The organism is Sulfitobacter sp. DSM 110093 (assembly GCF_022788715.1).
Classification (GTDB): domain Bacteria; phylum Pseudomonadota; class Alphaproteobacteria; order Rhodobacterales; family Rhodobacteraceae; genus Sulfitobacter.
Genome location: NZ_CP085167.1, coordinates 1,237,664 through 1,263,604 on the forward strand (window position 1 = coordinate 1,237,664; position 25,941 = coordinate 1,263,604).

Genomic DNA, 25,941 nt, shown 5'->3' on the forward strand with positions numbered 1-25,941 from the left:
CCCATCAAACTAGGTTGCGGTCTGCAACACGAAGCCATTTTGCAAGGCGGGGTTCCGCCCAAGGAGTACCCAATGAAGACAGTCGTTTTCGATCTCGACGGCACGTTGGCCGATACCTCGGGCGATCTGATCGCCGCCGCCAATGCCTGTTTCCGCGACATGGGCGAGGGCGATGTGCTGGTCCATGCAGAAGATGCGGGCACCGCGCTGCGCGGCGGGCGGGCAATGCTCACGTTGGGCATGAAAAAACTTGGCCGCGCTAATGATGCGGCGACGATTGACCGCTACTATCCGATGTTGCTTGACGCCTATAAACGCGAAATTGACACCCATACGATCCTCTACCCCGGCGCGATGGAGGCCGTGGCCGCGCTGAAGGCCGCAGGCTACCGTGTGGCGATCTGCACCAACAAACCCGAAGCATTGGCGGAGCTGCTGCTCACCCGGCTCGGCGTGCGGGATGCCTTTGGCGCGATGTTGGGGGCGGATAGTGTGGCCGTGCGCAAGCCTGATCCGGAACATCTTTTTGAAACCGCTCGCCGGGCAGGCGGCGATCCGGCGCAGTGCGTTTTGATCGGCGACAGTGATACCGACCGCAACACCGCCCGCGCGGCGGGGGTGCCCTGTGTGCTTGTCACCTTTGGCCCCTCGGGGGAGGATATGGCGGCGCTGGAGCCTGAGGCGTTGCTGAATGATTTTGTCGACCTGCCGGGGCTTATTGAGCAGCTTATCGGCAAAGCCGCCTGATGGCCGAGCGCTTCACCGGCAGTTTCACCCAGCAAGAGCCGATCCCTGACGAGGCGATTGAGGCGGCGGTGGCGGTGATGCGCAGTGGCCGTTTGCACCGCTACAATACCGTGCCGGGCGAGGTGGCCGAGGTGGCGCTGCTGGAGCAAGAATTCGCCGCCATAATGGGTTCCAAATATTGCCTCGCTGTGGCGTCGGGGGGCTATGCGATGTCCACCGCGTTGCGGGCCGTAGGGGTGAAACCGGGGGACCGAGTGCTGACCAATGCCTTCACGCTCGCTCCGGTGCCGGGGGCGATTGCAGCGCTCGGGGCGGTGCCGGTTTTTGTCGACGTGACTGAGCGGTTGGTGATCGACCTTGATGATCTGGCTGCCAAAGCGGATCAGGCCGATGTGCTGCTTCTAAGCCATATGCGCGGGCATCTGGTGGATATGGACGCGCTGACGGCGCTTTGTGATCAGCATGGCATCGCGGTGGTTGAGGATTGCGCCCATACGATGGGGGCGGCTTGGAACGGCAAGGCTTCGGGCACCCAAGGCAAAGTCGGCTGTTTTTCCTGTCAGACCTATAAACATGTGAACGCGGGCGAAGGCGGTTTGTTGATCACCGATGACGCCGAGGTCGCGGCGCGGGCGATCATGCTGTCGGGGTCCTATATGCTCTATGACCGCCACGCCGCCGCGCCGGGGCCGGAGGCTTTTGAGGCGATCCGGTATGAGACGCCCAATATCTCGGGCCGGATGGACAATCTGCGCGCCGCGATCCTGCGCCCGCAATTGCGGCGCTTGCCGGAACAGGTGGCACGCTGGAATGAACGCTATCGGGTGATAGAAACAGGGCTGCGCGATACGCCGGGGCTTTCGGTGATTGAGCGGCCCGAGGCGGAAAATATCGTCGGCTCTTCAATCCAATTCCTTCTCAAGGGCCGGTCTGCGCCACAGGTGGAAGAGGTGATTGCCCGCTGCGCCACGCGAGGTGTCGAGTTGAAGTGGTTCGGCAGGGCAGAGCCCGTAGGCTTTACCAGCCGCTATGATACATGGCGCTATGTTGAGGTCGAAAAAATGCCCGCCAGCGATGCGGTGCTGGCGGGTTTGATCGATATGCGTGTCCCGCTAACCTTTTCGCTGGAAGATTGCGCTTTAATTGCGCGGATCATCAGGTCAGAGGTAGGTGCCGTGTTTCAAACGGGACCGTTTTAGAAACGAATGGTGCCGTGTTTGCCCATGTCGGGTTTCTCGCCGGTCAGTTGGGCCTTTCCGATCTCATAGAGGAACTTGAATCCGCCGTCGGTGGCCCAGACCTCGGCCTCTGTCAGATCAAAACGGATCAGTTGCACATCCGGGTCTTGCTTTCCGTCCTCAAACCATGCGCCTGCGATGGCGTTCCAGATTTTGTCCAACTCCGTCGGGTTGGTCACGGCAGAGACATGGCCGTCGATCCGTGCCCAAAGGGATTCGTCCTTGCTGGCGATCAGGTATTCCGCAGCGGCGCGGCCTTCGGCGGATTTCGCCAGATCGGTGCCTTTGGCGGTGATAAACCACAAGGCGGCCGAACGGTCGTCTTCGTCAATATAATGCGTCATCGGGATCGCGCGGGCGGTCTGGGTCATCAGCATTCCGGCGCGGGTATCGTCCAGTCGATCCCAAAACTCTTTCTTCAGATCATCGCTCATGTCAGTCTCACTTTTGTTATTGATCAGTTGTTGGTCCAACCCGCGCCAGCGCAGCGTGGTTCCGCGTGACGCCACGTGCTGATGCTTGACGCATCGCGGGCAGGGCGATAGGTAATGAACAAGCGTTCAATAAATCGGGGGAGAAGTCGTGTTTAACGCAAGTATGCAGTTCGATCTGGGCGAGGACGTCGGCGCACTGCGCGACATGGTGCACCGCTGGGCGCAAGAGCGGGTCAAACCAATGGCCGCTGAGATCGACACATCCAATGAGTTTCCCGCCGAACTTTGGACCGAGATGGGCGAGTTGGGCCTGCTGGGCATGACCGTCGAAGAGGAATTTGGCGGCTCCGGTCTTGGCTACGTCGCCCACACGGTCGCGGTTGAAGAGATCGCCCGCGCCTCGGCCTCGGTCTCGCTGTCTTATGGTGCGCATTCCAACCTCTGCGTAAACCAGATCAAGCTGAACGGCACGGCAGAGCAAAAGGCGCAGTATCTGCCGAAACTCTGCTCGGGCGAGCATGTCGGCGCGCTGGCGATGTCCGAAGTGGGCGCGGGCAGTGACGTGGTCAGCATGAAGCTGAATGCCGAAAAGCGGAACGATCACTTCCGCCTGAACGGCAACAAATACTGGATCACCAATGGCCCCGACGCCGAGACGCTGGTCGTCTATGCCAAAACCGACCCCGAGGCTGGCTCAAAGGGCATCACCGCCTTTCTGATCGAGAAGTCGATGAAGGGTTTTTCGACCTCGAACCATTTCGACAAGCTTGGCATGCGCGGCTCGAACACCGCCGAGTTGATCTTTGAAGATTGCGAAGTGCCGTTTGAGAATATCCTCGGTGAAGAGGGCAAAGGCGTGCGCGTTTTAATGTCGGGCCTTGATTACGAGCGTGTGGTGCTGGCCGGCATTGGCCTTGGCATCATGGCTGCCTGTCTGGATGAGATCATGCCCTATATGGCCGAGCGTAAGCAGTTCGGCCAACGCATCGGGGATTTCCAACTGATGCAGGGCAAGATGGCGGATATGTACACCGCGATGAACTCGGCCCGGGCTTACGTCTACAGCGTGGCACAGGCCTGCGACCGGGGCGATGTCACGCGCCAAGACGCGGCGGCTTGCTGTCTCTATGCCTCTGAGCAGGCCATGGTGCAGGCGCATCAGGCCGTGCAGGCGATGGGCGGCGCGGGCTATCTCAGCGACAATCCCGTGGGCCGTATCTTCCGCGATGCCAAGCTGATGGAGATCGGCGCAGGCACTTCCGAGATCCGCCGCATGCTGGTGGGCCGTGAGATGATGGGGGCGATGTGATGCGCGCCGCGCTGTTGGCTGTTGTGCTATTGGCCGGGCCGGCAGCGTCGCAGGACATCACCTTTTCCGATGAGGCCACGGCGGGCTGTCTTGCCAGGGCCGAGGAATTTGCCGACCAGCGGGCATGCATCGGCCTATCCGCGAATGTCTGCATGGATGCGCCGGGCGGCTATTCGACCTATGGCATGGGCGGTTGTCTGAACCGTGAGTTGGGCTTCTGGGACGGAATGTTGAACGAAAACTACCGTGCGCGGATGGTGGGGGCGAAAGCGGCAGACGAAGACGCCACCCTGTACCAACCGGAACTTCCGAAGCAAGCCGAAGCACTGCGTGACATGCAACGCGCGTGGATTACGTTCCGCGATGCCGCCTGCGCTTACGAGCGAAGTAAGTGGGGTGGCGGCACCGGCGCTGGCCCCGCGGCGCTGGCGTGTCTCATGCGGATGACGGGGGCGCAGGCGTTGCGTCTGGGCGCGGCCTATTAACTGTGCCACAGGGCAATCGCCAAACGGGACGGAGGGACCGGCATGGATAATCTGATCGAAATGGAAACCGAAGGTGGGGTGCTGCATGGCGCGCTGCCTTGGTTGATCGAGATTTTTGAAATCCTCGCGGCGGTGATCGATATTGCCGCAATTGTCCTGCTGCTGATTGGGGCTGCACGTTTCCTTACCGGGGTTACGATTGCCGAAGTGGGGAAAAGTGGTCCAGACCGGGTCCGCCGCACCAACCGCGAGCGCATCGAATTAGGGCGCTACATCCTTGCGGGGCTGGAACTCTTTATCGTGTCAGACGTGATCCACACCGCGATCAGCCTGCGCTTTGCGGACCTGCTCTTCTTGTTGATGCTGGTTATCATCCGCTCCATCACCTCTTTCTTCCTCGACCGGGAGTTGGAGCAACTGAAAAAGGAACTCGGCGATGACTGACTTTTCCGACCTCAAAGCGCTCTATGTGAACTGCTCGCTCAAGAAGACACCGGGCGACAGCCATACCCAACTTCTGATGAACGCCAGCGCGGGCATTATGAAGGCGCAGGGAGTGAGCGTCGAACACCTCTATCTGCTCGACCATCAAGTGCCACCGGGCGTCTACCCGGACATGACCGAACACGGCTGGGACCGCGACGACTGGCCCGCGCTCTGGGAAAAGGTGCTCGCCGCCGACATCCTGATTATCGGCACGCCGCTGTGGCTGGGTGAGGAAAGCAGCACCTGCCGGGTGCTGATCGAACGGCTCTATGCCATGTCGGGCAAGTTGAACGACAAGGGCCAGTCGGTCTTTTATGGAAAGGTCGGCGGCACCGTGGTCACCGGGAACGAGGACGGCATCAAACATGTCGCCATGACTACCGGTTTTGCGATGAACCACCTTGGCTACACTATCCCGCCACAGGCCGATTGCGGCTGGATTGGCGAAGCAGGGCCGGGGCCGTCTTATGGCGATGATGTGGACGGCAAGCGCGCAGGGTTCGACAACGAATTCACGCAGCGCAACACCACGATCATGACTTGGAACACAATGCATTTGGCGCGCATGCTGAAAGCGGCAGACGGCTATCCTCAAAAAGGGAATGACCGCAACGCTTGGGACGCGGGCGCGCGGTTTGATTTCGAAAACCCGGAGTATCGAAGCTGATATGACACAGGACGATTGGCCGATCTGGCAGGGCAACATGGCCGCGCAATGTTTGGCGCAGCCCGATGACGCCTTGGCGATCATTGATCTGACCGGCGCGGCCCGCCGCGACGTGAGCTATGGCGCGCTGCATGAGATGGTCGATGGGCTGGCCCGCGCGCTGAAGGCCGAAGTGGCCCCCGGTGACCGCGTGGGTGTCTTGCTCAGCCAATCGCCATGGTGCGCGGCGGCGCATCTGGCGATCTGGAAGATCGGCGCGATCTCTGTGCCGCTGTTCAAGCTGTTCAAACGTGACGCGCTGGCCAGCCGTATCGGCGACTCGGGCTGCGCGATTGTGCTGACCGATGCCGAGGGCGCGGACCTATTGGGTGATCTCGCAACGCCATGGATCGCGGCAGAGGTCGGCGGGGAAGGCGCTTCGGTGGATTTCACCGATGTCGGCCCCGAAGACCCCGCCGTGCTGATCTACACCTCCGGGACCACCGGCACGCCCAAGGGCGCGCTGCATGGGCATCGGGTGCTTTCGGGCCATCTGCCGGGCGTTTCGGTCAGCCATGATCATCTTGGGAAAGACGGCGATTGCCTTTGGACGCCCGCGGATTGGGCATGGATCGGCGGGCTATTCGATGTGGCGATGCCTGCGCTGGCACTTGGCGTGCCGGTCGTGGCCGCACGGATGCCCAAGTTCACCGTCGAAGGCTGCGCCGATGTGATTGCACGCGGTGAGGTGAAGAATGTCTTTTTCCCGCCCACGGCGCTTCGCATGCTGAAAGCCGCGGACGTGTCCTTGCCCGGCCTGCGTTCGGTCGCCAGCGGCGGCGAGCCTTTGGGCGCCGAGATGCTGGCATGGGGCCGCAAAGCCTTCGGGCTGGAGATCAATGAGTTCTACGGCCAGACTGAATGCAACATGGTGGCCTCAAGCTGCGGCATGGATTTCCCCGCGCAGCCCGGCTGCATCGGCAAGCCGGTGCCGGGGTTCGAGATCGCTGTGCTGGATGAGGGCGGCTACCCCACCGATGCCGAGGGCGACGTGGCCGTGCGCCGCGGCGCGCCCTCGATGATGCTGCGCTACTGGAACCGGCCCGAGGAGACGGCAGCGAAGTTCCACGGCGACTGGATGCTGACCGGCGACCGGGGCATCTGGGAGGGTGAATATCTGCGCTTTGTGGGCCGCGAGGATGATGTGATCACCTCCGCCGGCTACCGCATCGGCCCGGCTGAGATCGAAGACTGTCTGCTGACCCATAGCGCCGTGGCGACCTGCGGCGTGGTCGGCAAACCCGATGCGCTCAGGACCGAGATCGTGAAAGCCTATGTGGTGCTGAAACCCGGCGCTGAGGTGGACGCGAAAGAGTTGCAAGACTGGGTCAAGAACCGGCTCGCAAGCTATTCCTACCCGCGCGAGATCGCATTCGTGGAGGACCTACCGATGACCGTCACCGGCAAGGTGATCCGCAAAGAACTAAAGCGTCTGGCGGCGCGAGAAAATGAGGACGTGACATGAGACTGACATCCCAAGCCCTGCCATCCTCGGATGCCTACAAGGCCAACGAGATGGCGCATCTGAAGGCGCTGAGCGAGGTCCGCGAGGCCGCCGAGGCCGCAGCCCTCGGCGGTGGCGAGAAATCCCGTGCTCGGCATGAGAGCCGGGGCAAGATGCTCCCCAGAGAGCGGGTGGCGAACCTGCTCGACCCCGGCAGCCCGTTTCTGGAAATCGGCGCCACGGCGGCACATGGGCTTTACGACGGCGCGGCCCCTGCCGCGGGTGTGATCGCAGGCATCGGGCGGGTACAGGGCCATGAGGTCATGGTGGTCTGCAACGATGCCACCGTGAAGGGCGGCACCTATTACCCGATGACGGTGAAAAAACACCTCCGCGCACAGGAGATTGCCGAGGCGAACCATCTGCCCTGCATCTATCTGGTGGACTCGGGCGGGGCGAACCTGCCGAACCAAGATGAGGTCTTTCCCGACCGCGACCATTTCGGCGCGATTTTTTACAACCAAGCGCGGATGAGCGCCAAGGGGATCGCTCAGATCGCCGTGGTCATGGGGTCCTGCACCGCGGGCGGCGCCTATGTTCCTGCGATGTCTGACGTGACGATCATCGTGAAGGAGCAGGGCACGATCTTCCTCGCTGGTCCGCCGCTGGTGAAGGCGGCGACGGGCGAGGTGGTTTCTGCCGAAGACCTCGGGGGCGGAGACGTGCACACCCGTCTGTCCGGCGTGGCCGATTACCTCGCCGAAGATGATGCGCATGCACTGGCGCTGGCCCGCCGCGCGGTGGGGCAGCTTAACAAAACTAGACCCACAACGGTCGATTGGGCCAGCCCCGAAGAGCCCGCCTATGATCCGGCCGAGATGCTGGGCGTGGTGCCTGCCGACTTGCGCACACCTTACGACATCCGCGAGGTAATCATGCGGTTGGTGGACGGCAGCCGCTTCGACGAATTCAAATCCCGCTTTGGCGAGACGCTGGTCTGCGGTTTCGCCCATGTGAAGGGCTGCCCGATCGGCATCATTGCCAACAACGGCGTGCTGTTCTCGGAGGCCGCCCAGAAAGGCGCGCATTTCGTGGAGCTTTGCAGCCAGCGAAATATCCCTCTGGTTTTCCTGCAAAACATCACCGGCTTCATGGTGGGCCGCAAGTACGAGAACGAGGGCATCGCGCGGCACGGCGCAAAGATGGTGACGGCAGTGGCCACGACCAATGTGCCCAAGATCACCATGCTGGTCGGCGGTTCCTTTGGCGCGGGCAACTATGGCATGTCGGGCCGGGCCTACCGTCCGCGCTTCCTGTGGTCTTGGCCGAACAGCCGGATCTCGGTCATGGGCGGCGCGCAGGCGGCAGGCGTCTTGGCCACCGTCAAACGCGACGCGATCGAGCGGGCCGGGGACACTTGGACCGAGGAAGAAGAGACCGCATTTAAACAGCCGACGATTGATATGTTCGAGGAGCAGAGCCATCCGCTTTATGCCTCGGCCCGGCTGTGGGATGACGGAATCATTGATCCGCGCAAGAGCCGCGATGTGCTCTATCTGAGCCTGACGGCCAGTTTAAATGCACCGATTGAACCGACGAAATTTGGATTGTTCCGGATGTGATGTGTCGCGGGCGGCGACTAGGGGGCCAGCCCCCCAGACCCCCCGGGCATATTTGGAACCAGTAAGAGATGAAAAGGGTAGAGCATGTTTGACACGATCCTGATTGCGAACCGGGGTGAGATTGCTTGCCGGGTAATGGAAACGGCGCAGGCCATGGGGGTGCGCTGTGTTGCGGTATATTCCGATGCGGACGCGGCGGCGAAACATGTACAGATGGCGGATGCGGCTGTGCATATTGGCGGCTCGGCACCGTCGAAGAGTTACCTCAAGGGCGATGTAATCATTCAGGCGGCGCTCGACAGTGGCGCGCAGGCGATCCATCCGGGCTATGGCTTTTTGAGTGAGAACCCCGATTTCGTGGAGGCGGTTGAGGCCGCGGGCCTGACCTTCATCGGGCCCTCGGCCAAGGCGATCCGGGCCATGGGGCTGAAAGATGCCGCCAAGGCACTGATGGTCGAGGCGGGCGTGCCTGTCGTGCCGGGCTATCACGGGGCGGATCAGGATGACGCATTGCTGGCCGAAGAAGCCGGCAAGATTGGTTATCCGGTGTTGATCAAGGCCGTCGCAGGCGGTGGCGGCAAGGGCATGCGGCTGGTCGAAGAGGCGACGGAATTTCAAGCGGCGCTCAATTCGGCTAGGTCTGAGGCCAAGACCGCCTTTGGCAACTCTGATGTGCTGGTCGAGAAATTTGTCACCAAACCGCGCCATATCGAAGTGCAGGTCTTTGGCGATGGCGCGAACGCGGTGCATTTGTTTGAGCGTGATTGCTCGCTGCAGCGACGCCATCAAAAGGTCATCGAAGAGGCCCCCGCGCCGGGCATGACCGAAGAGATGCGCACAGCGATGGGCGATGCTGCGGTACGCGCGGCCGAGGCGATCGGCTATGCCGGAGCGGGGACGGTGGAATTTATCGTCGATGGATCAGGCGGTCTGTCGGCGGACGGGTTCTTTTTCATGGAGATGAACACGCGTTTGCAGGTAGAGCACCCGGTCACTGAGCTGATCACGGGCGTTGATCTGGTCGAATGGCAGTTGCGTGTCGCCGCGGGTGAGGCACTGCCAAAGGCGCAGGACGCGCTGACGATCAACGGTCACGCTTTTGAGGCGCGGCTCTATGCAGAGGATGTGCCGAAAGGGTTCTTGCCTGCAACCGGCACGCTGACGCATCTACACTTCACCCCCCAGACCCGCGCCGACAGCGGCGTTCGGGCGGGCGATACGATCAGCCCTTTCTATGACCCGATGATTGCCAAGGTCATCGTCCATGGACCGACCCGCGATGTGGCGCTCTCTCGTCTCCGGGCGGCGCTGGCGGGTTGCGAAGTTGGCGGCACGGTGACGAACCTTGCGTTCCTCGGTGCGCTGGCGGGTCACGAAGGGTTTGCGCAGGGTGATGTTGATACCGGGTTAATTGCGCGCGACATTGATGCGCTGACCACCCAGCCTGAAGTGCCGGCGCGGCATTTCGCGCGGGCGGCAATGGCGGCGCTTGGGTTGGATCAGCCGCAGGCAGAAGCGGGGTTTAACCTTTGGCGGCCCTTGCGACGGCAAGTCACCTTGGCGCGTGACGGTGAGGAACATCTGCTGAAGGTCAGGGTGCTGTCGGAAGACGTGCAACTTTGGAATGTCGGTGACAGCGAGGTACGGGCTGAGCGGATTGGCGGGCGTTGGAAGGTTGACGGCCATGTCGCGCCGACAGTTTCGGTCGCGGGTAATGTGGTCACGGTGTTTGATGCCTACGGCATTGTCTTTGACGTAGTCGACCCGCTGGCACGGGCTGCTGGTGCGCACGGCGATGGCAATATCGTCGAGGCACCGATGCCCGGTCTGGTGCGCGCGATTGATGCCGAAGTCGGCCAAAGCGTGACCAAAGGCGATCGGCTTGCGGTGCTGGAAGCAATGAAGATGGAGCATTCGCTGCTGGCCGCGCGGGATGGCGTGGTGGCCGAAGTGCTGGCCCAACCGGGCGATCAAGTTGAGGCGGGGGCCGCTCTTGTCCGGTTGGCAGCCGAAGCAGAGGATGCGGCATGATTACACTTCATCACTGCCCACAGACCCGTTCCATGCGCACCCTCTGGCTGCTGCATGAGTTGGATGACATCGAATTTCAGGTCAAAATCCACGCCTTTGACCGCAGCCTGCGCGACCCGGAATATCTGATCCTCTCCCCGGCAGGTCGCGTGCCTGCGCTAGAGATTGACGGCGAGCGAATGTTTGAGACGGGGGCGATCACGCAGTACCTGTGCGAACGCTACTCCCCTGATCGGATGGGCCGCTCGGTCGGCAGCCCGGACCGGATGGCGTGGCTTGTTTGGGTGAATTTCGCTGAAACGATCAGCCAGCACGCAGCAGCGCTGACCCAGCAGCATATCGCCCTGCGCGAAGATGCGATGCGCAGCCCCATCATAATGAAGCTTGAGGCCGCGCGCATTGCCAAATGCTATGATGCACTTGAGGCCCGTCTGTCGACGCCGCTGGAGAACCGCGATTACCTGCTGACCTCTGGTTTCTCAGCCGCTGACATCTCGGTGGGCCAAGCGGTCTATATGGCGCGGCATTTCGTGAAATTGGATGACCACCCCTCGGTCGCGGCGTGGTATGAACGGATTACCGAGCGTGACAGCTTTGAACAAGCACTGCCCGAGGAGGGGCGGTTGTACGCGCAGGATTTCTATGCGCCATGGCCGGTTGAGTAAGACCGGGCAGGCGGGCAATACAGCGGAGGAGAACGGCCAATGAGCCTTGGACCATGTGAAATTTTCGAGGTCGGCCCGCGGGACGGCCTGCAAAACGAGAAGCGTGAGATACCGGTGGCCGAGAAGGTAGCACTGGTGAACAAGCTCAGCGCCGCAGGCTTTCGGCGGATCGAATGCGCGAGTTTCGTCAGCCCCAAATGGGTGCCGCAAATGGCAGGCTCGGGCGAGGTGCTGGGCGGCATTAGCCGCACTGAGGGTGTTCGCTATGCCGCGCTGACCCCCAACATGCGCGGCTACGAGGACGCCGTGGCGGCCAAGGCAGACGAAATCGCGATTTTCGCCTCGGCCTCCGAAGGGTTCAGTCAGAAGAACATCAATACCAGTATTGAGGAGGCATTTGAGCGATTCGCGCCGATCCTTGAAGAAGCACGTCATATCGACATGCCGGTCCGGGGTTATGTCTCTTGCGTGGTTGAATGCCCTTATGACGGCAAAGTTGCCCCGGCTGACGTGGCGCGGGTGGCGGATAAGCTGTTCGCGATGGGCTGCTACGAAGTGTCCCTTGGCGACACCATCGGCGCGGGCACTCCCGACAGCATCGCGCGGATGCTGCTAGCAGTGCGTGACGTGGTGCCGGTGGGGCGCTTGGCGGGGCATTATCATGACACCCACGGTCGGGCGATGTCGAATATCGACGCGTCCCTGTCGATGGGCGTGCGGGTCTTTGACGCGGCGGTTGGCGGTTTGGGCGGTTGCCCCTATGCGCCCGGCGCGGCGGGCAATGTCGCCACCGAGGCGGTGAATGAACATCTGACGGCACTGGGGTATGACACCGGCGTCGATCAGGCGGTGGTGCTGGAAGCCGCCGAAATGGCGCGGGCAATGCGAGGCTGACATGTACGAGACTTTGACGATTGAAACCGACTCGCGTGGGGTGGCGACGCTCACCTTGAACCGACCGGAAAAGCACAATGCCATGTCGGCGCAGATGCTGGCGGACCTCACCGATGCCGCGGGTCAGTTGGCCAGTGACGATGCGGTGCGTGTGGTGGTGCTGACCGGGGCGGGCAAATCATTTTGCGCGGGTGGTGATCTGGGCTGGATGCGCGATCAGGCGGATATGGATGCTGAGACACGCTCGGCTGAGGCGGGCAAACTTGCGACGATGCTGGGCGCGCTCAACGCATTGCCAAAGCCGGTTATCGGCAAACTGCAAGGCAATGCCTTTGGCGGCGGGGTTGGTATGGCTTCTGTTTGTGACGTGGCCGTGGGGGTAGATACCCTCAAGATGGGGTTCACCGAGACACGCCTTGGCATCATCCCGGCGACAATCGGGCCTTACGTTCTGGCGCGGATGGGCGAGGGGCGGGCGCGGCGGGTCTTTATGTCTGCGCGGCTATTTGGCGCGGCAGAGGCCGTTGATCTGGGGCTGCTCGCCCGTGCCGTTCCGGCCGACGAACTCGACGCGGCGATTGAGGCCGAAGTCGTGCCCTATCTCTCTTGCGCACCAGGTGCCGTTGCGGCAGCCAAGAAGCTCGCGCAGGACTTAGGCGGAATCGCCACACCCGAGGCGGTAAAACTGTCCATCGATGCGCTGGCCGCACGCTGGGAAACCGAAGAAGCAGCCGAAGGAATCGGTGCATTTTTCGACAAGCGCAAGGCAGCTTGGGTGATCTAACGCGCAGCGCAGACGATTTGACGGTATTGAAGCGGGGCGGGCAGCAATATGCGGGCTTGGCCCGTTGACCCTACCCACCGGCAGAGTTAAACCCATTCCAAGTTTGTCTGCGCGGGGCTCGGACCCCTTTCGATTGCCGCGCACCGCGAAAGGAGCATCCCCTTGGACGACATGCTGCGGGAATACCTGCCCATCCTCGTTTTTCTGGCCGTGGCGATTGGCCTTGGCCTTGTGCTGATCCTCGCCGCTGTGGTGGTGGCTGTGCGCAACCCTGACCCGGAAAAGGTCTCGGCCTATGAATGCGGGTTCAACGCTTTTGACGACGCGCGGATGAAATTCGACGTGCGTTTCTATCTGGTGTCGATCCTCTTCATCATCTTCGACCTCGAAATCGCCTTCCTCTTCCCTTGGGCCGTGGCCTTCAAAGAGGTGAGCATGGTGGGCTTTTGGTCAATGATGGTGTTCTTGGGCGTGCTGACGGCGGGCTTTGCCTATGAATGGAAGAAGGGAGCGCTCGAATGGCAGTAAAGGATGATGGATTGGTCACCCCGGTGATGGGCGATGGCCACCAAAGCCCGCGGGTGAAATCCGGTGCGTCTGCTCCAGCAGCCTACGGCCAATACGGCGCGGGGCCTGACCCTGAGGTTGCCACACAAAGCCTGAATGCCGAATTGCAGGACAAAGGCTTTCTGCTGACCTCGACCGAAGACATCATCAACTGGGCGCGCACCGGCAGCTTGCACTGGATGACCTTTGGTCTGGCCTGCTGCGCGGTTGAGATGATGCACAGTTCCATGCCGCGCTATGACCTTGAGCGTTTCGGCACCGCCCCTCGCGCCTCTCCGCGCCAGTCGGATCTGATGATCGTGGCGGGCACGCTGACCAACAAAATGGCCCCGGCGCTGCGTAAGGTCTACGACCAGATGCCAGAGCCGCGCTATGTGATCTCAATGGGGTCCTGTGCCAATGGCGGCGGCTATTACCACTACAGCTATTCGGTGGTGCGCGGCTGTGACCGGATCGTGCCGGTTGACGTCTATGTGCCCGGCTGCCCGCCGACGGCGGAAGCACTGCTTTATGGTATCCTCCAGTTGCAGCGTAAAATCCGCCGCACCGGGACAATTGTGCGCTAAGACAAGGGCCTGCGCCGGATCGGGGCAGGCCAAAAGGACGTAGCGCCAAAGGCGCGGGACAGTGAGATGGCGTTGATCGGCGCGTGGAAGGAAGATTTGCGATGAGCGAACAACTGCAGGAACTTGGGGCCTATATCGAAGCCAAGCGGCCCGATTGTGTGCTGGGATGGGATGTCACCAAGGGTGAGTTGAACATGTCCGTGGCACTGGCGAATATCGCGGGCCTTGTTGAGTTCCTTAAGGGCGACCCGACCTGCCGTTTCTCGACCTTGGTCGACATTACGGCGGTGGATTATCCCGGCCGTGCGAAACGGTTCGACGTGGTGTACCACTTCCTGTCGATGTACCAAAACCACCGCATCCGCCTGCGTGCCACCGCGCGTGAAAAGGATATGGTGCCGTCGATCACCGGTGTGCACCCCAGTGCCGATTGGTTCGAGCGTGAAGTCTTCGACATGTTCGGCATCCTGTTTTCCGGCCACCCAGACCTGCGCCGCATCCTGACCGACTATGGTTTCCGCGGCCACCCGCTGCGCAAGGACTTCCCGACGACGGGCTATACCGAAGTGCGCTATGACGAAGCCGCCAAGCGCGTGGTCTATGAACCGGTGAGCCTTGTGCAGGAATACCGCCAGTTCGATTTCATGTCGCCTTGGGAAGGGGCCGATTACATCCTGCCCGGCGATGACAAGTCGGCGCCTGACGGTCATGTGAGCAAGGACGCGAAGTAATGGGCGGGATGGGCTGGCTGATCCTCTCGGCGCTGACGGCCATCCCGATGGTCAAGCTGCTGCCGTTCTTTGGCATTAACAAATACTGGGCGGCGGCCTGCCTGATCCCGCTGGGCACGATTGCCCTGCTGTGGTGGATGGGCATGAAGCTGCAAGAACTGGAGAAACGGTAATGGACGGCGACATTCGCACAAAAGCCTTTGACGACGGGTCGACCGACTTTGAGTCCGGCGAGCAGAAGATCCGCAACTTCAACATCAACTTCGGCCCGCAACACCCTGCCGCGCACGGTGTTTTGCGTCTGGTGCTTGAGCTTGACGGCGAGGTGGTAGAACGGTGCGATCCGCATATCGGCCTGCTGCACCGTGGCACCGAAAAGCTGATGGAAAGCCGCACTTACCTGCAAAACCTGCCGTATTTCGACCGGTTGGATTACGTGGCACCGATGAACCAAGAGCACGCTTGGTGTCTGGCGATTGAAAAGCTGACCGGCACCGTTGTGCCCCGCCGCGCCTCGCTGATCCGTGTGCTGTTCTGCGAAATTGGCCGCATCCTGAACCACCTATTGAACATCACCACACAGGCGCTTGACGTCGGCGCCCTGACGCCGCCGCTTTGGGGTTTTGAAGAGCGTGAAAGCCTGATGATCTTTTACGAGCGGGCCTGTGGTGCACGCCTGCACGCGGCCTATTTCCGCCCCGGCGGTGTACACCAAGACCTGCCGCCAGCGCTGCTGGACGATATCGAAACATGGTGCGCGCAATTCCTGACCAAATTCATGGTCGATATTGACGAACTGCTGACCGAGAACCGGATCTTTAAGCAGCGAAACGTCGACATCGGCATCATATCCGAGCAGGAAATTCTCGATTACGGTTTCAGCGGTGTCATGGTGCGCGGTTCCGGGTTGGCTTGGGATCTGCGGCGTTCGCAACCCTATGAATGCTATGACGAATTCGACTTCCAAATCCCCGTGGGCAAGAATGGCGACTGCTTTGACCGTTACCTCTGCCGCATGGAAGAGATGCGCCAGTCGACCTACATCATCCAGCAGGCGATTGAGAAATTGCGCGCCCCCGAAGGGCAGGGCGACATCCTCGCCCGTGGCAAGATCACCCCGCCGTCGCGCACCGCGATGAAGACCGACATGGAAAGCCTGATCCACCACTTCAAGCTTTACACCGAAGGTTTCCACGTGCCCGAGGGCGAAGTGTATTGTGCGGTCGAAGCGCCGAAGGGCGAGTTTGGCGTTTACCTCGTGGCCGATGGCTCCAACAAACCTTACCGCTCCAAAATCCGTGCGCCCGGTTTCTTGCACTTGCAGGCGATGGACCATGTGGCCAGCGGTCACCAACTTGCCGACGTGGCCGCGATCATCGGTACGATGGACGTCGTCTTTGGAGAGATTGACCGGTGATGCCGGTCGTCTCGCTCCGTTTTGAAGAAATTTACGCCGGGGGCATCATTGGCCTCCGCCTGACCATAGGTTCGAACTAATGCTCCGCCGTCTACACCCTGACCAGCCCGACAGTTTTGCCTTCACGCCCGCCAACCAAGAATGGGCCGAAGCGCAGATCACCAAATACCCCGAGGGCCGTCAGGCCAGCGCGATCATTCCACTGCTGTGGCGCGCGCAGGAGCAAGAGGGTTGGCTGACCCGTGCGGCGATTGAACATGTCTCGGAAATGCTGGGCATGGCCTATATCCGCGGGCTGGAAGTGGCGACGTTCTACTTCATGTTTCAGCTGCAACCCGTTGGTTCCGTGGCCCATATCCAAGTTTGCGGCACCACGTCCTGCATGATCTGCGGGGCCGAAGATTTGGTCGCTGTCTGCAAAGAGCGTATCGCCAACAAACCGCATGAGTTGTCAGCGGATGGGCGTTTTTCGTGGGAAGAAGTCGAATGCCTTGGCGCGTGCTCCAACGCGCCCATGGCTCAGATCGGCAAGGACTATTACGAAGACCTGACCACCGCGCGGCTGAACGAAATCCTTGATGAGTTGAGCGACGGGCGCGTGCCGGTGCCCGGCCCGCAGAACGGGCGCTATGCGTCAGAGCCTTTGGGCGGGTTGACCAGCCTCACGGACCACGAAAGCGGGCGCACGCAGTACAATGCCAGCGCGCAGGCTGCGGTGGACATCGGTGATACGGTGAAGCGTATCGACGGCACGGAAGTGGCGCTGCTGACCCCGTGGCGGAACCAGCCCGAGGCACCAAAACCAGAAACTGTGGAAGAGGTCGAAGCCGAAGAGCCGCGTCCAGCAGAAGGCGAGAGCGCCGACAAGACCGGCGTGACCGAGCAGGAGGCAGAGGCCACTTCGAAGAGCAAGCCGCGCTCTAAGCGGGACCCGGAAGGTGAAACCGCTGATGCTGCCAAAGCCGAGACCAGCGCGCCCGCCACACCCGGCACTAAGCCAAGCCAGTTGGGCGGCCCGCGTGAGGGCGGGGCGGATGATCTGAAAAAGATCAAAGGCGTCGGTCCGAAGCTGGAGCAGATGCTCAACGGCATGGGCTTTTACCACTTTGACCAGATCGCCCAATGGGGCCCCGAGGAGGTCGCTTGGGTCGACCAGAACCTCGAAGGGTTCAAAGGCCGCGTCAGCCGCGACAACTGGGTAGAGCAGGCCGCGCGCCTCGCAGAAGAATAAAACGGAGATTAACAACGGGCCAAGGACGGCACCCACACCACCCCGCAGAGCCATAAGCCGCATCGCCCGCATCAAGGGAGAGAAGGACAGTCATGACGGATATTTCTGAACGAGAGGCCTGCTCCAAGCGTTGCTGGTGGCTGGCTGCTGGTGTCGGTTTGCTGGTGGCATTCTTGTTGTTGGCCTTCGGCATCTGGGGGCTGTTGATGTCCATTCTGGCCGGTGTGCTGGTGGCGGTGATCGTAGGTTATCTTGCGATGACATTGCTGTGCAAAGACGTCCCCGCAGCTGCGCCCCAAGACAACACGCGTAGTGCGGCGGCCGCATCTGTCGCAGCGGCGCCCACCGCATCGGGCAGCGTTTCGTCAGCTGTTGGCAATGTCCCGGCGGGGGATGCGGGAATTGGTGCCGCACGCAAGGCAAGCGCACCTGTTGAGCCTGAAGCCGAAACGGCCCAAGAGACGCCTAGCGCGCCGGTTGCCGATACCGCCGCGGTTGAGGCCGCGCCGGAACAGGTTGAAAAGGCAGATGAAGCGCCAGCAGCTGTGGAAACCCCCGAAGCAGCGGTTGTACCGGAAGCCACGTCCACGTCAACTGCCGCGCCCGTGGCAGGCCCGGTTGAAACCTCTGCTGATGGCAAGCCTGCGCTGCTGGACGCGCCACGCGCCGATGGGGCGGACGACCTTAAGCGTATTGGTGGCATTGGGCCAAAGTTGGAACAGACCCTGAATGAACTGGGCATCTACCACTTTGATCAGCTTGCCGCGCTTCAGGGTGATGAAATCGAATGGGTTGACGCCCGTCTGCGGTTCAAGGGCCGCATTCAACGTGATGATTGGATCGGTCAGGCCAAAGCACTTGCCAACGATGGCAAGGCCAAGGTTTGACGGAGCGACGAGAGACATGAGCGAAGCCGAAGACAGAGCGCTTGCCCGCAAGGGCCGCACCGCAGGGCTGGTCATTGCCGTGACCATGTGCCTGTGGCTGACCATACAATGGGCTGGCCCGGCGCTTGGCCTGCCGGGGCGTTATGCGCTGCTCTTCGATTTTGCTGCGCTGGCCGCGCTTTTCTGGGCGATGGTCGTGATATATCAAATGTGGCAGGCCCGCCGGGCCAGCCGTGAGAACCAAAGGTAGGCATCATGCTTCAGGACAAAGACCGCATTTTTACCAATATCTACGGCATGCATGACCGCACCCTGAAAGGCGCGCAGTCGCGCGGTCATTGGGATGGCACGGCCGGGATCATTCAAAAGGGCCGCGACTGGATCGTGGATCAGATGAAGGCGTCTGGCCTGCGCGGCCGGGGCGGTGCGGGCTTCCCGACGGGTCTGAAATGGTCCTTCATGCCCAAGGAAAGCGATGGCCGCCCGGCCTATCTGGTGGTCAACGCCGACGAATCCGAGCCGGGCACCTGCAAAGACCGCGAGATCATGCGCCACGATCCGCATACGCTGATCGAAGGTTGTCTGATCGCGTCTTTCGCGATGAATGCGCACGCCTGCTATATCTACCTGCGCGGCGAATATATCCGTGAGCGTGAAGCGCTGCAGACTGCGATTGATGAAGCCTATGAGGCTGGTCTGGTGGGCAAGAACGCCTCTAAATCCGGCTGGGACTTCGATATCTATCTGCACCACGGTGCGGGTGCCTATATCTGTGGTGAGGAAACAGCCCTTCTGGAAAGCCTCGAAGGCAAAAAGGGCATGCCGCGCATGAAGCCGCCGTTCCCGGCGGGCGCGGGTCTTTATGGCTGCCCGACGACCGTGAACAACGTCGAATCCATCGCCGTGGTGCCGACCATTCTGCGGCGCGGGCCGGAGTGGTTCGCAGGCTTTGGCCGCGCCAACAACGCGGGCACCAAGCTGTTCGCGATCTCGGGCCACGTCAATAACCCTTGCGTTGTCGAAGAAGCGATGAGCATCGGTTTTGAAGAGCTGATCGAAAAACACTGCGGCGGCATTCGCGGCGGTTGGGAGAACCTCAAGGCCGTTATCCCCGGTGGGTCTTCGGTACCGCTGATCCCCGGCAAAGACATGCGCGACGCGATCATGGATTTTGATTATCTGCGCGAACAACGCTCCGGCCTCGGCACGGCAGCGGTGATCGTGATGGACAATTCGACCGACGTGATCAAAGCGATCTGGCGTTTGTCGAAGTTCTACAAACACGAAAGCTGCGGCCAGTGCACCCCCTGCCGCGAAGGCACCGGTTGGATGATGCGCGTGATGGACCGTCTGGTCTCGGGCGATGCAGAGCCCGAAGAGATCGACATGCTGCTCGACGTGACCAAACAGGTCGAAGGCCACACGATCTGCGCGCTCGGCGATGCGGCGGCCTGGCCGATCCAAGGTCTGATCCGCCATTTCCGGGATGAGATCGAAGACCGGATCAAACACAAGCGCACAGGCCGTGTCAGCGCGGTCGCGGCGGAGTAAAACTGTGCAATGCGCCGGGCCGGTGGCTTGACGCTTGGCTCAGTAGGGGCGATAGCGGGCGCGCGTTTGACGCGTCCGTTCCATAACAGGCGCGAAGCGTTCGGCAGGGCCGGGCGCGGGGCGCAGCGGAGTAGGTCTATGAAATATGCTTTGACGCTTTTGACGGTGAGCGCCCTGCTGGCGGGCTGTGCCAATGATGGTGAGCGTGTGGCTTTTGACGGTCACTATTTCAGCACCAAACTGCGCAAGGTTGATGGCCAGCGCGATGTGTTTCAAGTGACCGTGAAAGATGCCGGCAAGTCAATTGACGGTGCCCGCGCGGCGGCACGTTATGAGGCGGTGAAATACTGCGTCGGCAACTACGGCAACTCGGACATCGAATGGACCTTTGGCCCCGACGCGCCGACAGGCACGCTGCGGCTTGATGGTGGTGCGGTAACCTTTCAGGGCCGCTGCCCACAGTGATCGCGTCGGCAACATATCGCGGGGCCACGGCCTGTAAGGGCGGTGATATTGAATATCACGCACCCCGAACTCCATCTGTCAGACGGGCCGTTCCGGCCCGCTGCATGAAGGAGAATTGATATGCGCACCCTGATGATCGCCGTGATGGGCCTGAGCCTGACCGCCGCCACCGTGACACCGGTCGCCGCCAAACCGCCATTGCGTGACGTGGCCGCGATTGATGACGCGCTGTTGGATATTGGCGTGGCCGACATCATCCGCAAAAACTGCCCCGACATCAGCGCACGGATGCTGCGCGCGATCAAGATGGCATGGGACTTGAAGGGCAAGGCAGGCGATCTGGGTTACTCCGACGCCGAGATCGACGCCTATATCGATAGTGACGCCGAAAAAGCACGGATGAAAGCGCGCGGGGCCGCGTTTTTCAAGGCGAAGGGGGTCGATACTTCGGACCCGCAAAGCTATTGTGCGCTTGGACGCGAAGAGATTCAAAAATCGAGCCGGATCGGTTCGTTACTGAAGGCAAAGTGAGCTTATGAGCGATATCCGCAAGATCATCATCGACGGTAAAGAAGTCGAAGTCGAAGGGGCGATGACGCTCATTCAGGCCTGCGAGCAGGTCGGCGTCGAGGTGCCGCGTTTCTGTTACCACGAACGTCTGTCGATCGCCGGTAACTGCCGGATGTGTCTTGTGGAAGTCGTCGGCGGGCCGCCCAAGCCCGCCGCCTCTTGCGCCATGCAGGTGCGCGACCTGCGCCCCGGCCCCGAGGGCCAGCCGCCGGTCGTGAAAACCAACTCGCCGATGGTCAAAAAGGCCCGCGAAGGGGTGATGGAGTTCTTGCTAATCAACCACCCGCTGGATTGCCCGATCTGCGATCAGGGCGGTGAGTGTGATCTTCAGGATCAGGCGATGGCCTACGGCGTCGATTTCTCGCGCTACCGCGAGCCAAAGCGGGCGACCGAAGACCTCGATCTCGGCCCGCTGGTCGAGACTCACATGACCCGCTGCATTTCTTGCACCCGCTGCGTGCGTTTCACGACCGAGGTCGCGGGACAGCATGTCATGGGCCAGACCGGCCGTGGCGAGGATGCCGAGATCACGACCTATCTTGGCTCACTGATCGACAGCAACCTGTCGGGCAACATCATCGATCTGTGCCCTGTCGGCGCGCTGGTGAGCAAGCCCTACGCCTTCACCGCGCGGCCTTGGGAACTCAGCAAGACCGAGAGCATCGATGTGATGGATGCGCTTGGCTCGAACATTCGGGTCGATACCAAGGGCCGCGAAGTCATGCGCTTTTTGCCGCGCAACCATGATGGCGTGAACGAAGAGTGGATTTCCGACAAAACCCGTTTTGTCTGGGACGGTCTGCGCCGCCAGCGCCTGGACACACCCTACATCCGAGAGAACGGCAAGCTGCGCAAAGCGAGCTGGCCCGAGGCGCTGAATGCCGCCGCTGCCGCGATGAAGGGCAAGAAGCTTGCCGGTCTCGTCGGTGATCTGTCCTCGGTCGAAGCGGCGTTTGCGCTGAAAGAACTGATCGAAGGGCAGGGCGGTGTCGTCGAATGCCGCACCGATGGGGCGAAGCTGCCTGCAGGCAATCGCTTCGGCTATGTCGGCAACGCGCGGATCGAAGACCTTGATAACGCCAAGATGATCCAACTGATCGGCTGTAACCCAGCAGTTGAAGCGCCAGTGCTTAACGCGCGCATCCGCAAGGCGTGGAGCAATGGCGCAGAGGTCGGCTTGATCGGCGAAGTCGCTGATCTGACGTACCCGCATCATCATCTGGGCAATGACCGCGCAACCCTCGACAAACTGATGGGCAGCGATTTCGACGAAGTGCTAGAGCAGCCTTCGGTGGTTGTGGTCGGCCAAGGTGCCCTGCGCGAAGCGGATGGCGCTGCGGTTCTGGCGAAAGCGATGGAACTGGCCGAAAAGACAAAGAGCAAGCTGATGGTCCTGCACACCGCAGCGTCGCGTGTCGGCGCGATGGACATCGGTGCCACGGCTGAAAACGGCATGGACGACGTGAACGCGGCGGAGGTGATCTATAACCTCGGCGCGGACGAAGTCGAAATCGGTTCTGGGCCCTTCGTGATCTATCAAGGCAGCCATGGCGACCGCGGCGCACACCGCGCCGACATCATCCTGCCGGGTGCCGCCTATACCGAAGAGCCGGGTCTGTTCGTCAACACCGAAGGCCGTCCGCAATTGGCGCAGCGTGCCGGGTTTGCCCCGGGTCAGGCCAAAGAAAACTGGGCGATTCTTCGAGCGCTCTCGGCTGAGTTAGGCGCGCAATTGGGTTATGATTCCATTGCGCAGTTGCGCAGCAAGTTGACCGAGGCCGTGCCGCATCTGGCGAATGTGGATCAGGTGCCGGAAAACGAATGGGCCGCGCTGCCTGCTGGTAAGCTGGGTGATGCGTCCTTCGCGCCGACGGTACGCGACTTCTATCTCTCCAACCCGATCGCACGGGCCAGCCAGTTGATGGCGGAACTATCGGCCTTGGCTGCCGCGCGCCGGGCCAAGCCGATGGCGGCGGAGTGAGAACAATGGCACTGGCCCCCTTGATGCTGCTGGCGGCCTGCGAACCGCAGGTACCAGTGGCCGAGGATTTCATCCCCGACTACAAGGGGGTGGAAACCCAGCTTTTGGATGGTGATTTGGTGCAGTTCAACGTGGCGATGACCAAGGCGCTGTCGAACCAAGACGTGTCGGATTACGCCGAATGTGCTGCAGCGCAATACACGCTGATCCGAGGCTACGGTTTTGCGCGTCATGTGCGGACAAATGTGACCGAAGAGGGTGGCATATGGCGGGCAGATGCTGTTTACACAATCTCGCCGAGCCTGCCGAAAGGCTTGAAGACAATTGATGCCGAAGTGACCGCGTTTCAATGCGCGGAACGCGGCATTCCGACGGTGTGAGGACTTATGGCTGATTTCTTTTACAACACCTATCTGGGGATCGGCCTGCTGACGGTTGGGCAGGTGTTGCTGCTGGTGGTGCCGTTGCTGCTGGCGCTGGCCTTCCTCATGTATGCTGACCGTAAGATCTGGGCCGCCGTGATGATGCGCCGTGGTCCCAACGTGGTGGGCGTCTTCGGCCTGCTTCAGAGTTTTGCCGACTTCCTTAAATATATCGTTAAGGAAGTGGTGGTCCCGGCAGGCGCAGACAAGGGGGTCTTTTTCCTTGCGCCGATGATTTCTTTTGTCATGGCGATGATCGCTTGGGCGGTGATCCCCTTTAACGAAGGCTGGATCCTGTCGGACATCAACGTGGCGATCCTCTATGTCTTCGCCGTCTCCTCGCTCGAGGTTTACGGCGTGATCATGGGCGGTTGGGCGTCGAACTCGAAATATCCTTTTTTGGGCTCGCTGCGCTCCGCGGCGCAGATGATCTCTTACGAAGTCTCGATCGGTCTGATCATCATCGGGGTGATCCTCTCCACCGGGTCGATGAACTTCTCGTCCATCGTGGCAGCACAGGACGGCGACTGGGGGCTGTTCAACTGGTACTTCCTGCCGCACTTCCCGATGCTGATCCTGTTCTTCATCTCGGCGCTGGCGGAAACCAACCGCCCACCCTTTGACCTGCCGGAAGCGGAATCGGAACTGGTGGCGGGCTATCAGGTGGAATATTCCTCCACGCCCTTCCTGCTCTTTATGATCGGCGAGTTGGTGGCGGTGGTGCTGATGTGCGCGCTGGTGTCGCTGATGTTCTTCGGCGGCTGGCTGTCGCCGGTGCCGTTCCTGCCCGATGGCTTCTTCTGGATGTTCATCAAAATGCTGATGGTCTTCTTCATGTTCGCCATGGTGAAGGCAATCACGCCGCGCTACCGCTATGACCAGCTGATGCGGCTGGGTTGGAAAGTCTTCCTACCGTTCTCGCTGTTCTGGGTGGTCTTCGTGGCATTCGCTGCAAAATTCGATTGGTTCTGGGGCATCTACGCCCGCTGGACCGTAGGGGGCTGATATGGCGACGACTGACTACACCCGCGCCGCGAAATATTTCCTGCTGGCAGATTACGCCAAGGCGTTCATGCTGGGGATGCGCTATTTCTTTGCGCCAAAAACGACGCTGAACTACCCGCATGAAAAGGGGCCTCTGTCGCCCCGTTTCCGCGGCGAACACGCGCTGCGCCGTTATCCCAATGGCGAAGAGCGTTGCATCGCGTGTAAATTGTGCGAAGCGATCTGCCCCGCACAGGCCATCACCATCGACGCCGAAGCACGTGAGGACGGCAGCCGCCGCACCACGCGCTATGACATCGACATGACCAAATGCATCTACTGCGGTTTCTGTCAGGAAGCATGTCCGGTGGACGCGATTGTCGAAGGGCCGAACTTCGAATTCTCGACCGAGACCCGCGAAGAGCTGTATTACGACAAGGCCAAGCTTTTGGACAACGGCGAACGCTGGGAAGCCGAGATTGCCCGCAACCTTGAGATGGACGCACCTTACCGATGAGTGATCCCAAGAACCCTTTTGATGCGATGATGAAGCAGGCGCAGGAAATGGCGAAAGCCTTTCCTGCGATGGATGCTTTTTCGCCCAAAGGGTTCGAGGCGATGATGGGCACCATGCCGAAGGACATGATGGACTTCTGGTTCGGCGACACGGTGAACAAGGGCGGGCTGGACGCGCGGACGCGGCTGCTTCTGACCCTCGCCGGGTTGACCATGCAGGGCGCGCAGAATGATATGGCCCTCCGCCAAACCGTGCGCCACGCGCGTGAGGCGGGAGCCACGAAACAACATATCGTCGAGACGATCAGCCAGATGTCGGTTTTTGCTGGGCTTCCCGCGATGACCCGGGCCTTGGAGCTGGCGCAATCGGTCTTAGACGATGAAAAAGATACCAAGAAGGAAGACGGCGCATGACGGTCTTTTCATTTTACCTCTTCGCGATCAGCGTCATCACCGGCGGGCTGTTTACGGTGATCAGCCGCAACCCGGTGCATTCGGTGCTTTGGCTGATCCTGTCGTTCCTGTCGGCGGCGGGGCTTTTCGTGCTGCTGGGGGCGGAGTTCGTGGCGATGCTGCTGGTCATCGTCTACGTCGGCGCGGTGGCGGTGCTGTTCCTCTTCGTCGTCATGATGCTCGACGTGGACTTCGCCGAGCTTAAGGCCGAGATGGCGCGCTATATGCCGCTGGCGCTGTTGATTGCGCTGGTGATCTTGATGCAATTCGTCATGGCTTTTGGCGCATGGGAGCAGAGCGAAGCGGCCGAGAGCCTGCGCGCCAATGCGATTGATCCCACCCGTTTCAACACCGAAGCCCTCGGCCTGCTGCTGTATGATCGCTACTTCCTCCTGTTCCAACTGGCGGGTCTGATCCTGCTGGTGGCGATGATCGGGGCAATCGTGCTGACACTGCGGCATCGCAAGGACGTGAAACGCCAAGACGTGGTGGCCCAGATGATGCGCGACCCGGCCAAAGCGATGGAGCTGCGCGACGTGAAGTCGGGGCAGGGCCTGTAAACACCGGGATTTTTTGAAAATTCCGTGGCCGTTTTCTTTGAAAGAAAACGGCTGAACCAAAGAGAAAAGGAACGTCGAAATGTCGAGAACAACAATCGTGGTACTGGTCGTGGTGTTGATCGTCGTGTTTTTCGGCGGCTACAGCTTTATCGGCTAAAGCTTCGGCAATCCCGGTGGCAGCCGGGGCAAAGTGAT

Annotated in this window: 30 protein-coding genes; 29 read left to right on the forward strand and 1 reads right to left on the reverse strand. The window is 60.9% G+C overall.

The window, feature by feature from the left end:
* The first annotated feature begins 72 nt into the window (after window positions 1–72).
* Both DSM110093_RS05950 and DSM110093_RS05955 read left to right on the forward strand, forming a co-directional pair.
* Complete coding sequence (locus tag DSM110093_RS05950; RefSeq protein ID WP_243267130.1) at window positions 73–747, forward strand: HAD-IIIA family hydrolase; 675 nt, start codon at window positions 73–75, stop codon at window positions 745–747.
* Complete coding sequence (locus tag DSM110093_RS05955; protein ID WP_243267131.1) at window positions 747–1,946, forward strand: aminotransferase class I/II-fold pyridoxal phosphate-dependent enzyme; 1,200 nt, start codon at window positions 747–749, stop codon at window positions 1,944–1,946. The genes DSM110093_RS05950 and DSM110093_RS05955 overlap by 1 nt, the downstream gene beginning before the upstream one ends.
* Here the strand turns inward: DSM110093_RS05955 and DSM110093_RS05960 are convergent.
* Window positions 1,943–2,419 (reverse strand): pyridoxamine 5'-phosphate oxidase family protein, encoded by a 477-nt coding sequence (locus DSM110093_RS05960; RefSeq protein ID WP_243267132.1) that lies wholly within the window; start codon window positions 2,417–2,419, stop codon window positions 1,943–1,945. The two genes, DSM110093_RS05955 and DSM110093_RS05960, sit on opposite strands and share 4 nt — an antisense overlap.
* A gap of 148 nt (window positions 2,420–2,567) precedes the next feature.
* Between DSM110093_RS05960 and DSM110093_RS05965 the strand changes: the two genes are divergently transcribed.
* From DSM110093_RS05965 to DSM110093_RS06095, 27 genes are all read left to right on the forward strand, one after another.
* Complete coding sequence (locus DSM110093_RS05965; RefSeq protein WP_243267133.1) at window positions 2,568–3,728, forward strand: isovaleryl-CoA dehydrogenase; 1,161 nt, start codon at window positions 2,568–2,570, stop codon at window positions 3,726–3,728.
* Window positions 3,728–4,213 (forward strand): lysozyme inhibitor LprI family protein, encoded by a 486-nt coding sequence (locus DSM110093_RS05970; RefSeq protein ID WP_243267134.1) that lies wholly within the window; start codon window positions 3,728–3,730, stop codon window positions 4,211–4,213. The genes DSM110093_RS05965 and DSM110093_RS05970 overlap by 1 nt, the downstream gene beginning before the upstream one ends.
* A gap of 42 nt (window positions 4,214–4,255) precedes the next feature.
* On the forward strand, window positions 4,256–4,657 hold the full coding sequence (locus tag DSM110093_RS05975) for a DUF1622 domain-containing protein (RefSeq protein ID WP_243267135.1): 402 nt from the start codon (window positions 4,256–4,258) through the stop codon (window positions 4,655–4,657).
* A complete protein-coding gene (locus DSM110093_RS05980) occupies window positions 4,650–5,366 on the forward strand; it encodes a flavodoxin family protein (protein WP_243267136.1) in 717 nt (238 codons plus the stop codon). The genes DSM110093_RS05975 and DSM110093_RS05980 overlap by 8 nt, the downstream gene beginning before the upstream one ends.
* Before the next feature lies 1 nt (window position 5,367).
* Window positions 5,368–6,870, forward strand: coding sequence for an AMP-binding protein (locus tag DSM110093_RS05985; protein WP_243267137.1), 1,503 nt, complete (start codon window positions 5,368–5,370; stop codon window positions 6,868–6,870).
* The gene (locus DSM110093_RS05990) at window positions 6,867–8,471 is read left to right on the forward strand and encodes a carboxyl transferase domain-containing protein (RefSeq protein ID WP_243267138.1); all 1,605 of its coding nucleotides are present in this window, start codon (window positions 6,867–6,869) and stop codon (window positions 8,469–8,471) included. Before DSM110093_RS05985 ends, DSM110093_RS05990 begins: the two co-directional genes overlap by 4 nt.
* Before the next feature lie 84 nt (window positions 8,472–8,555).
* Entirely contained in the window at window positions 8,556–10,502 is a 1,947-nt protein-coding gene (locus DSM110093_RS05995) for an acetyl/propionyl/methylcrotonyl-CoA carboxylase subunit alpha (protein ID WP_243267139.1), read from the forward strand.
* Window positions 10,499–11,167 carry a glutathione S-transferase family protein gene (locus DSM110093_RS06000; protein ID WP_243262746.1) on the forward strand — a complete coding sequence of 223 codons (669 nt, stop codon included), beginning with the start codon at window positions 10,499–10,501 and terminating at the stop codon, window positions 11,165–11,167. The genes DSM110093_RS05995 and DSM110093_RS06000 overlap by 4 nt, the downstream gene beginning before the upstream one ends.
* A 39-nt stretch (window positions 11,168–11,206) precedes the next feature.
* The gene (locus tag DSM110093_RS06005) at window positions 11,207–12,061 is read left to right on the forward strand and encodes a hydroxymethylglutaryl-CoA lyase (RefSeq protein ID WP_243267140.1); all 855 of its coding nucleotides are present in this window, start codon (window positions 11,207–11,209) and stop codon (window positions 12,059–12,061) included.
* Between the two features lies 1 nt (window position 12,062).
* Window positions 12,063–12,845, forward strand: coding sequence for a crotonase/enoyl-CoA hydratase family protein (locus DSM110093_RS06010; protein WP_243267141.1), 783 nt, complete (start codon window positions 12,063–12,065; stop codon window positions 12,843–12,845).
* 162 nt (window positions 12,846–13,007) lie between these two features.
* The gene (locus DSM110093_RS06015) at window positions 13,008–13,373 is read left to right on the forward strand and encodes an NADH-quinone oxidoreductase subunit A (protein WP_067263411.1); all 366 of its coding nucleotides are present in this window, start codon (window positions 13,008–13,010) and stop codon (window positions 13,371–13,373) included.
* Window positions 13,364–13,978: an NADH-quinone oxidoreductase subunit B gene (locus DSM110093_RS06020; RefSeq protein ID WP_243267142.1), complete on the forward strand. Its 615-nt coding sequence runs from the start codon at window positions 13,364–13,366 to the stop codon at window positions 13,976–13,978. The genes DSM110093_RS06015 and DSM110093_RS06020 overlap by 10 nt, the downstream gene beginning before the upstream one ends.
* Before the next feature lie 101 nt (window positions 13,979–14,079).
* Complete coding sequence (locus tag DSM110093_RS06025) at window positions 14,080–14,709, forward strand: NADH-quinone oxidoreductase subunit C (RefSeq protein ID WP_243267143.1); 630 nt, start codon at window positions 14,080–14,082, stop codon at window positions 14,707–14,709.
* The gene (locus DSM110093_RS06030; protein WP_007119492.1) at window positions 14,709–14,882 is read left to right on the forward strand and encodes a hypothetical protein; all 174 of its coding nucleotides are present in this window, start codon (window positions 14,709–14,711) and stop codon (window positions 14,880–14,882) included. The genes DSM110093_RS06025 and DSM110093_RS06030 overlap by 1 nt, the downstream gene beginning before the upstream one ends.
* Complete coding sequence (locus tag DSM110093_RS06035; RefSeq protein ID WP_243267144.1) at window positions 14,882–16,126, forward strand: NADH-quinone oxidoreductase subunit D; 1,245 nt, start codon at window positions 14,882–14,884, stop codon at window positions 16,124–16,126. The genes DSM110093_RS06030 and DSM110093_RS06035 overlap by 1 nt, the downstream gene beginning before the upstream one ends.
* A 79-nt stretch (window positions 16,127–16,205) precedes the next feature.
* Window positions 16,206–17,357 (forward strand): NADH-quinone oxidoreductase subunit E, encoded by a 1,152-nt coding sequence (locus DSM110093_RS06040; protein WP_243267145.1) that lies wholly within the window; start codon window positions 16,206–16,208, stop codon window positions 17,355–17,357.
* 92 nt (window positions 17,358–17,449) lie between these two features.
* Window positions 17,450–18,244: an NADH:quinone oxidoreductase gene (locus DSM110093_RS06045; RefSeq protein WP_243267146.1), complete on the forward strand. Its 795-nt coding sequence runs from the start codon at window positions 17,450–17,452 to the stop codon at window positions 18,242–18,244.
* Window positions 18,245–18,260: 16 nt separating this feature from the next.
* A complete protein-coding gene (locus DSM110093_RS06050; RefSeq protein WP_243267147.1) occupies window positions 18,261–18,494 on the forward strand; it encodes a DUF5337 domain-containing protein in 234 nt (77 codons plus the stop codon).
* Window positions 18,495–18,499: 5 nt separating this feature from the next.
* Window positions 18,500–19,795, forward strand: coding sequence for an NADH-quinone oxidoreductase subunit NuoF (gene nuoF / locus DSM110093_RS06055; RefSeq protein ID WP_243267148.1), 1,296 nt, complete (start codon window positions 18,500–18,502; stop codon window positions 19,793–19,795).
* Between the two features lie 138 nt (window positions 19,796–19,933).
* Window positions 19,934–20,260, forward strand: a complete 327-nt coding sequence (locus DSM110093_RS06060; RefSeq protein WP_093926563.1) for a hypothetical protein — start codon at window positions 19,934–19,936, stop codon at window positions 20,258–20,260.
* A gap of 120 nt (window positions 20,261–20,380) precedes the next feature.
* The gene (locus DSM110093_RS06065; protein WP_243262755.1) at window positions 20,381–20,791 is read left to right on the forward strand and encodes a DUF5333 domain-containing protein; all 411 of its coding nucleotides are present in this window, start codon (window positions 20,381–20,383) and stop codon (window positions 20,789–20,791) included.
* A gap of 4 nt (window positions 20,792–20,795) precedes the next feature.
* On the forward strand, window positions 20,796–22,811 hold the full coding sequence (nuoG, locus tag DSM110093_RS06070; RefSeq protein WP_243267149.1) for an NADH-quinone oxidoreductase subunit NuoG: 2,016 nt from the start codon (window positions 20,796–20,798) through the stop codon (window positions 22,809–22,811).
* 5 nt (window positions 22,812–22,816) lie between these two features.
* Complete coding sequence (locus DSM110093_RS06075; RefSeq protein ID WP_243267150.1) at window positions 22,817–23,191, forward strand: hypothetical protein; 375 nt, start codon at window positions 22,817–22,819, stop codon at window positions 23,189–23,191.
* Between the two features lie 6 nt (window positions 23,192–23,197).
* Window positions 23,198–24,238, forward strand: a complete 1,041-nt coding sequence (gene nuoH, locus DSM110093_RS06080) for an NADH-quinone oxidoreductase subunit NuoH (RefSeq protein WP_093926560.1) — start codon at window positions 23,198–23,200, stop codon at window positions 24,236–24,238.
* Window position 24,239: 1 nt separating this feature from the next.
* Window positions 24,240–24,734 (forward strand): NADH-quinone oxidoreductase subunit NuoI, encoded by a 495-nt coding sequence (gene nuoI, locus DSM110093_RS06085; RefSeq protein ID WP_067630640.1) that lies wholly within the window; start codon window positions 24,240–24,242, stop codon window positions 24,732–24,734.
* Window positions 24,731–25,147 carry a carboxymuconolactone decarboxylase family protein gene (locus tag DSM110093_RS06090; protein ID WP_243267151.1) on the forward strand — a complete coding sequence of 139 codons (417 nt, stop codon included), beginning with the start codon at window positions 24,731–24,733 and terminating at the stop codon, window positions 25,145–25,147. Before nuoI ends, DSM110093_RS06090 begins: the two co-directional genes overlap by 4 nt.
* Window positions 25,144–25,746 (forward strand): NADH-quinone oxidoreductase subunit J, encoded by a 603-nt coding sequence (locus DSM110093_RS06095; protein ID WP_093926558.1) that lies wholly within the window; start codon window positions 25,144–25,146, stop codon window positions 25,744–25,746. Before DSM110093_RS06090 ends, DSM110093_RS06095 begins: the two co-directional genes overlap by 4 nt.
* Window positions 25,747–25,941: the final 195 nt, after the last annotated feature.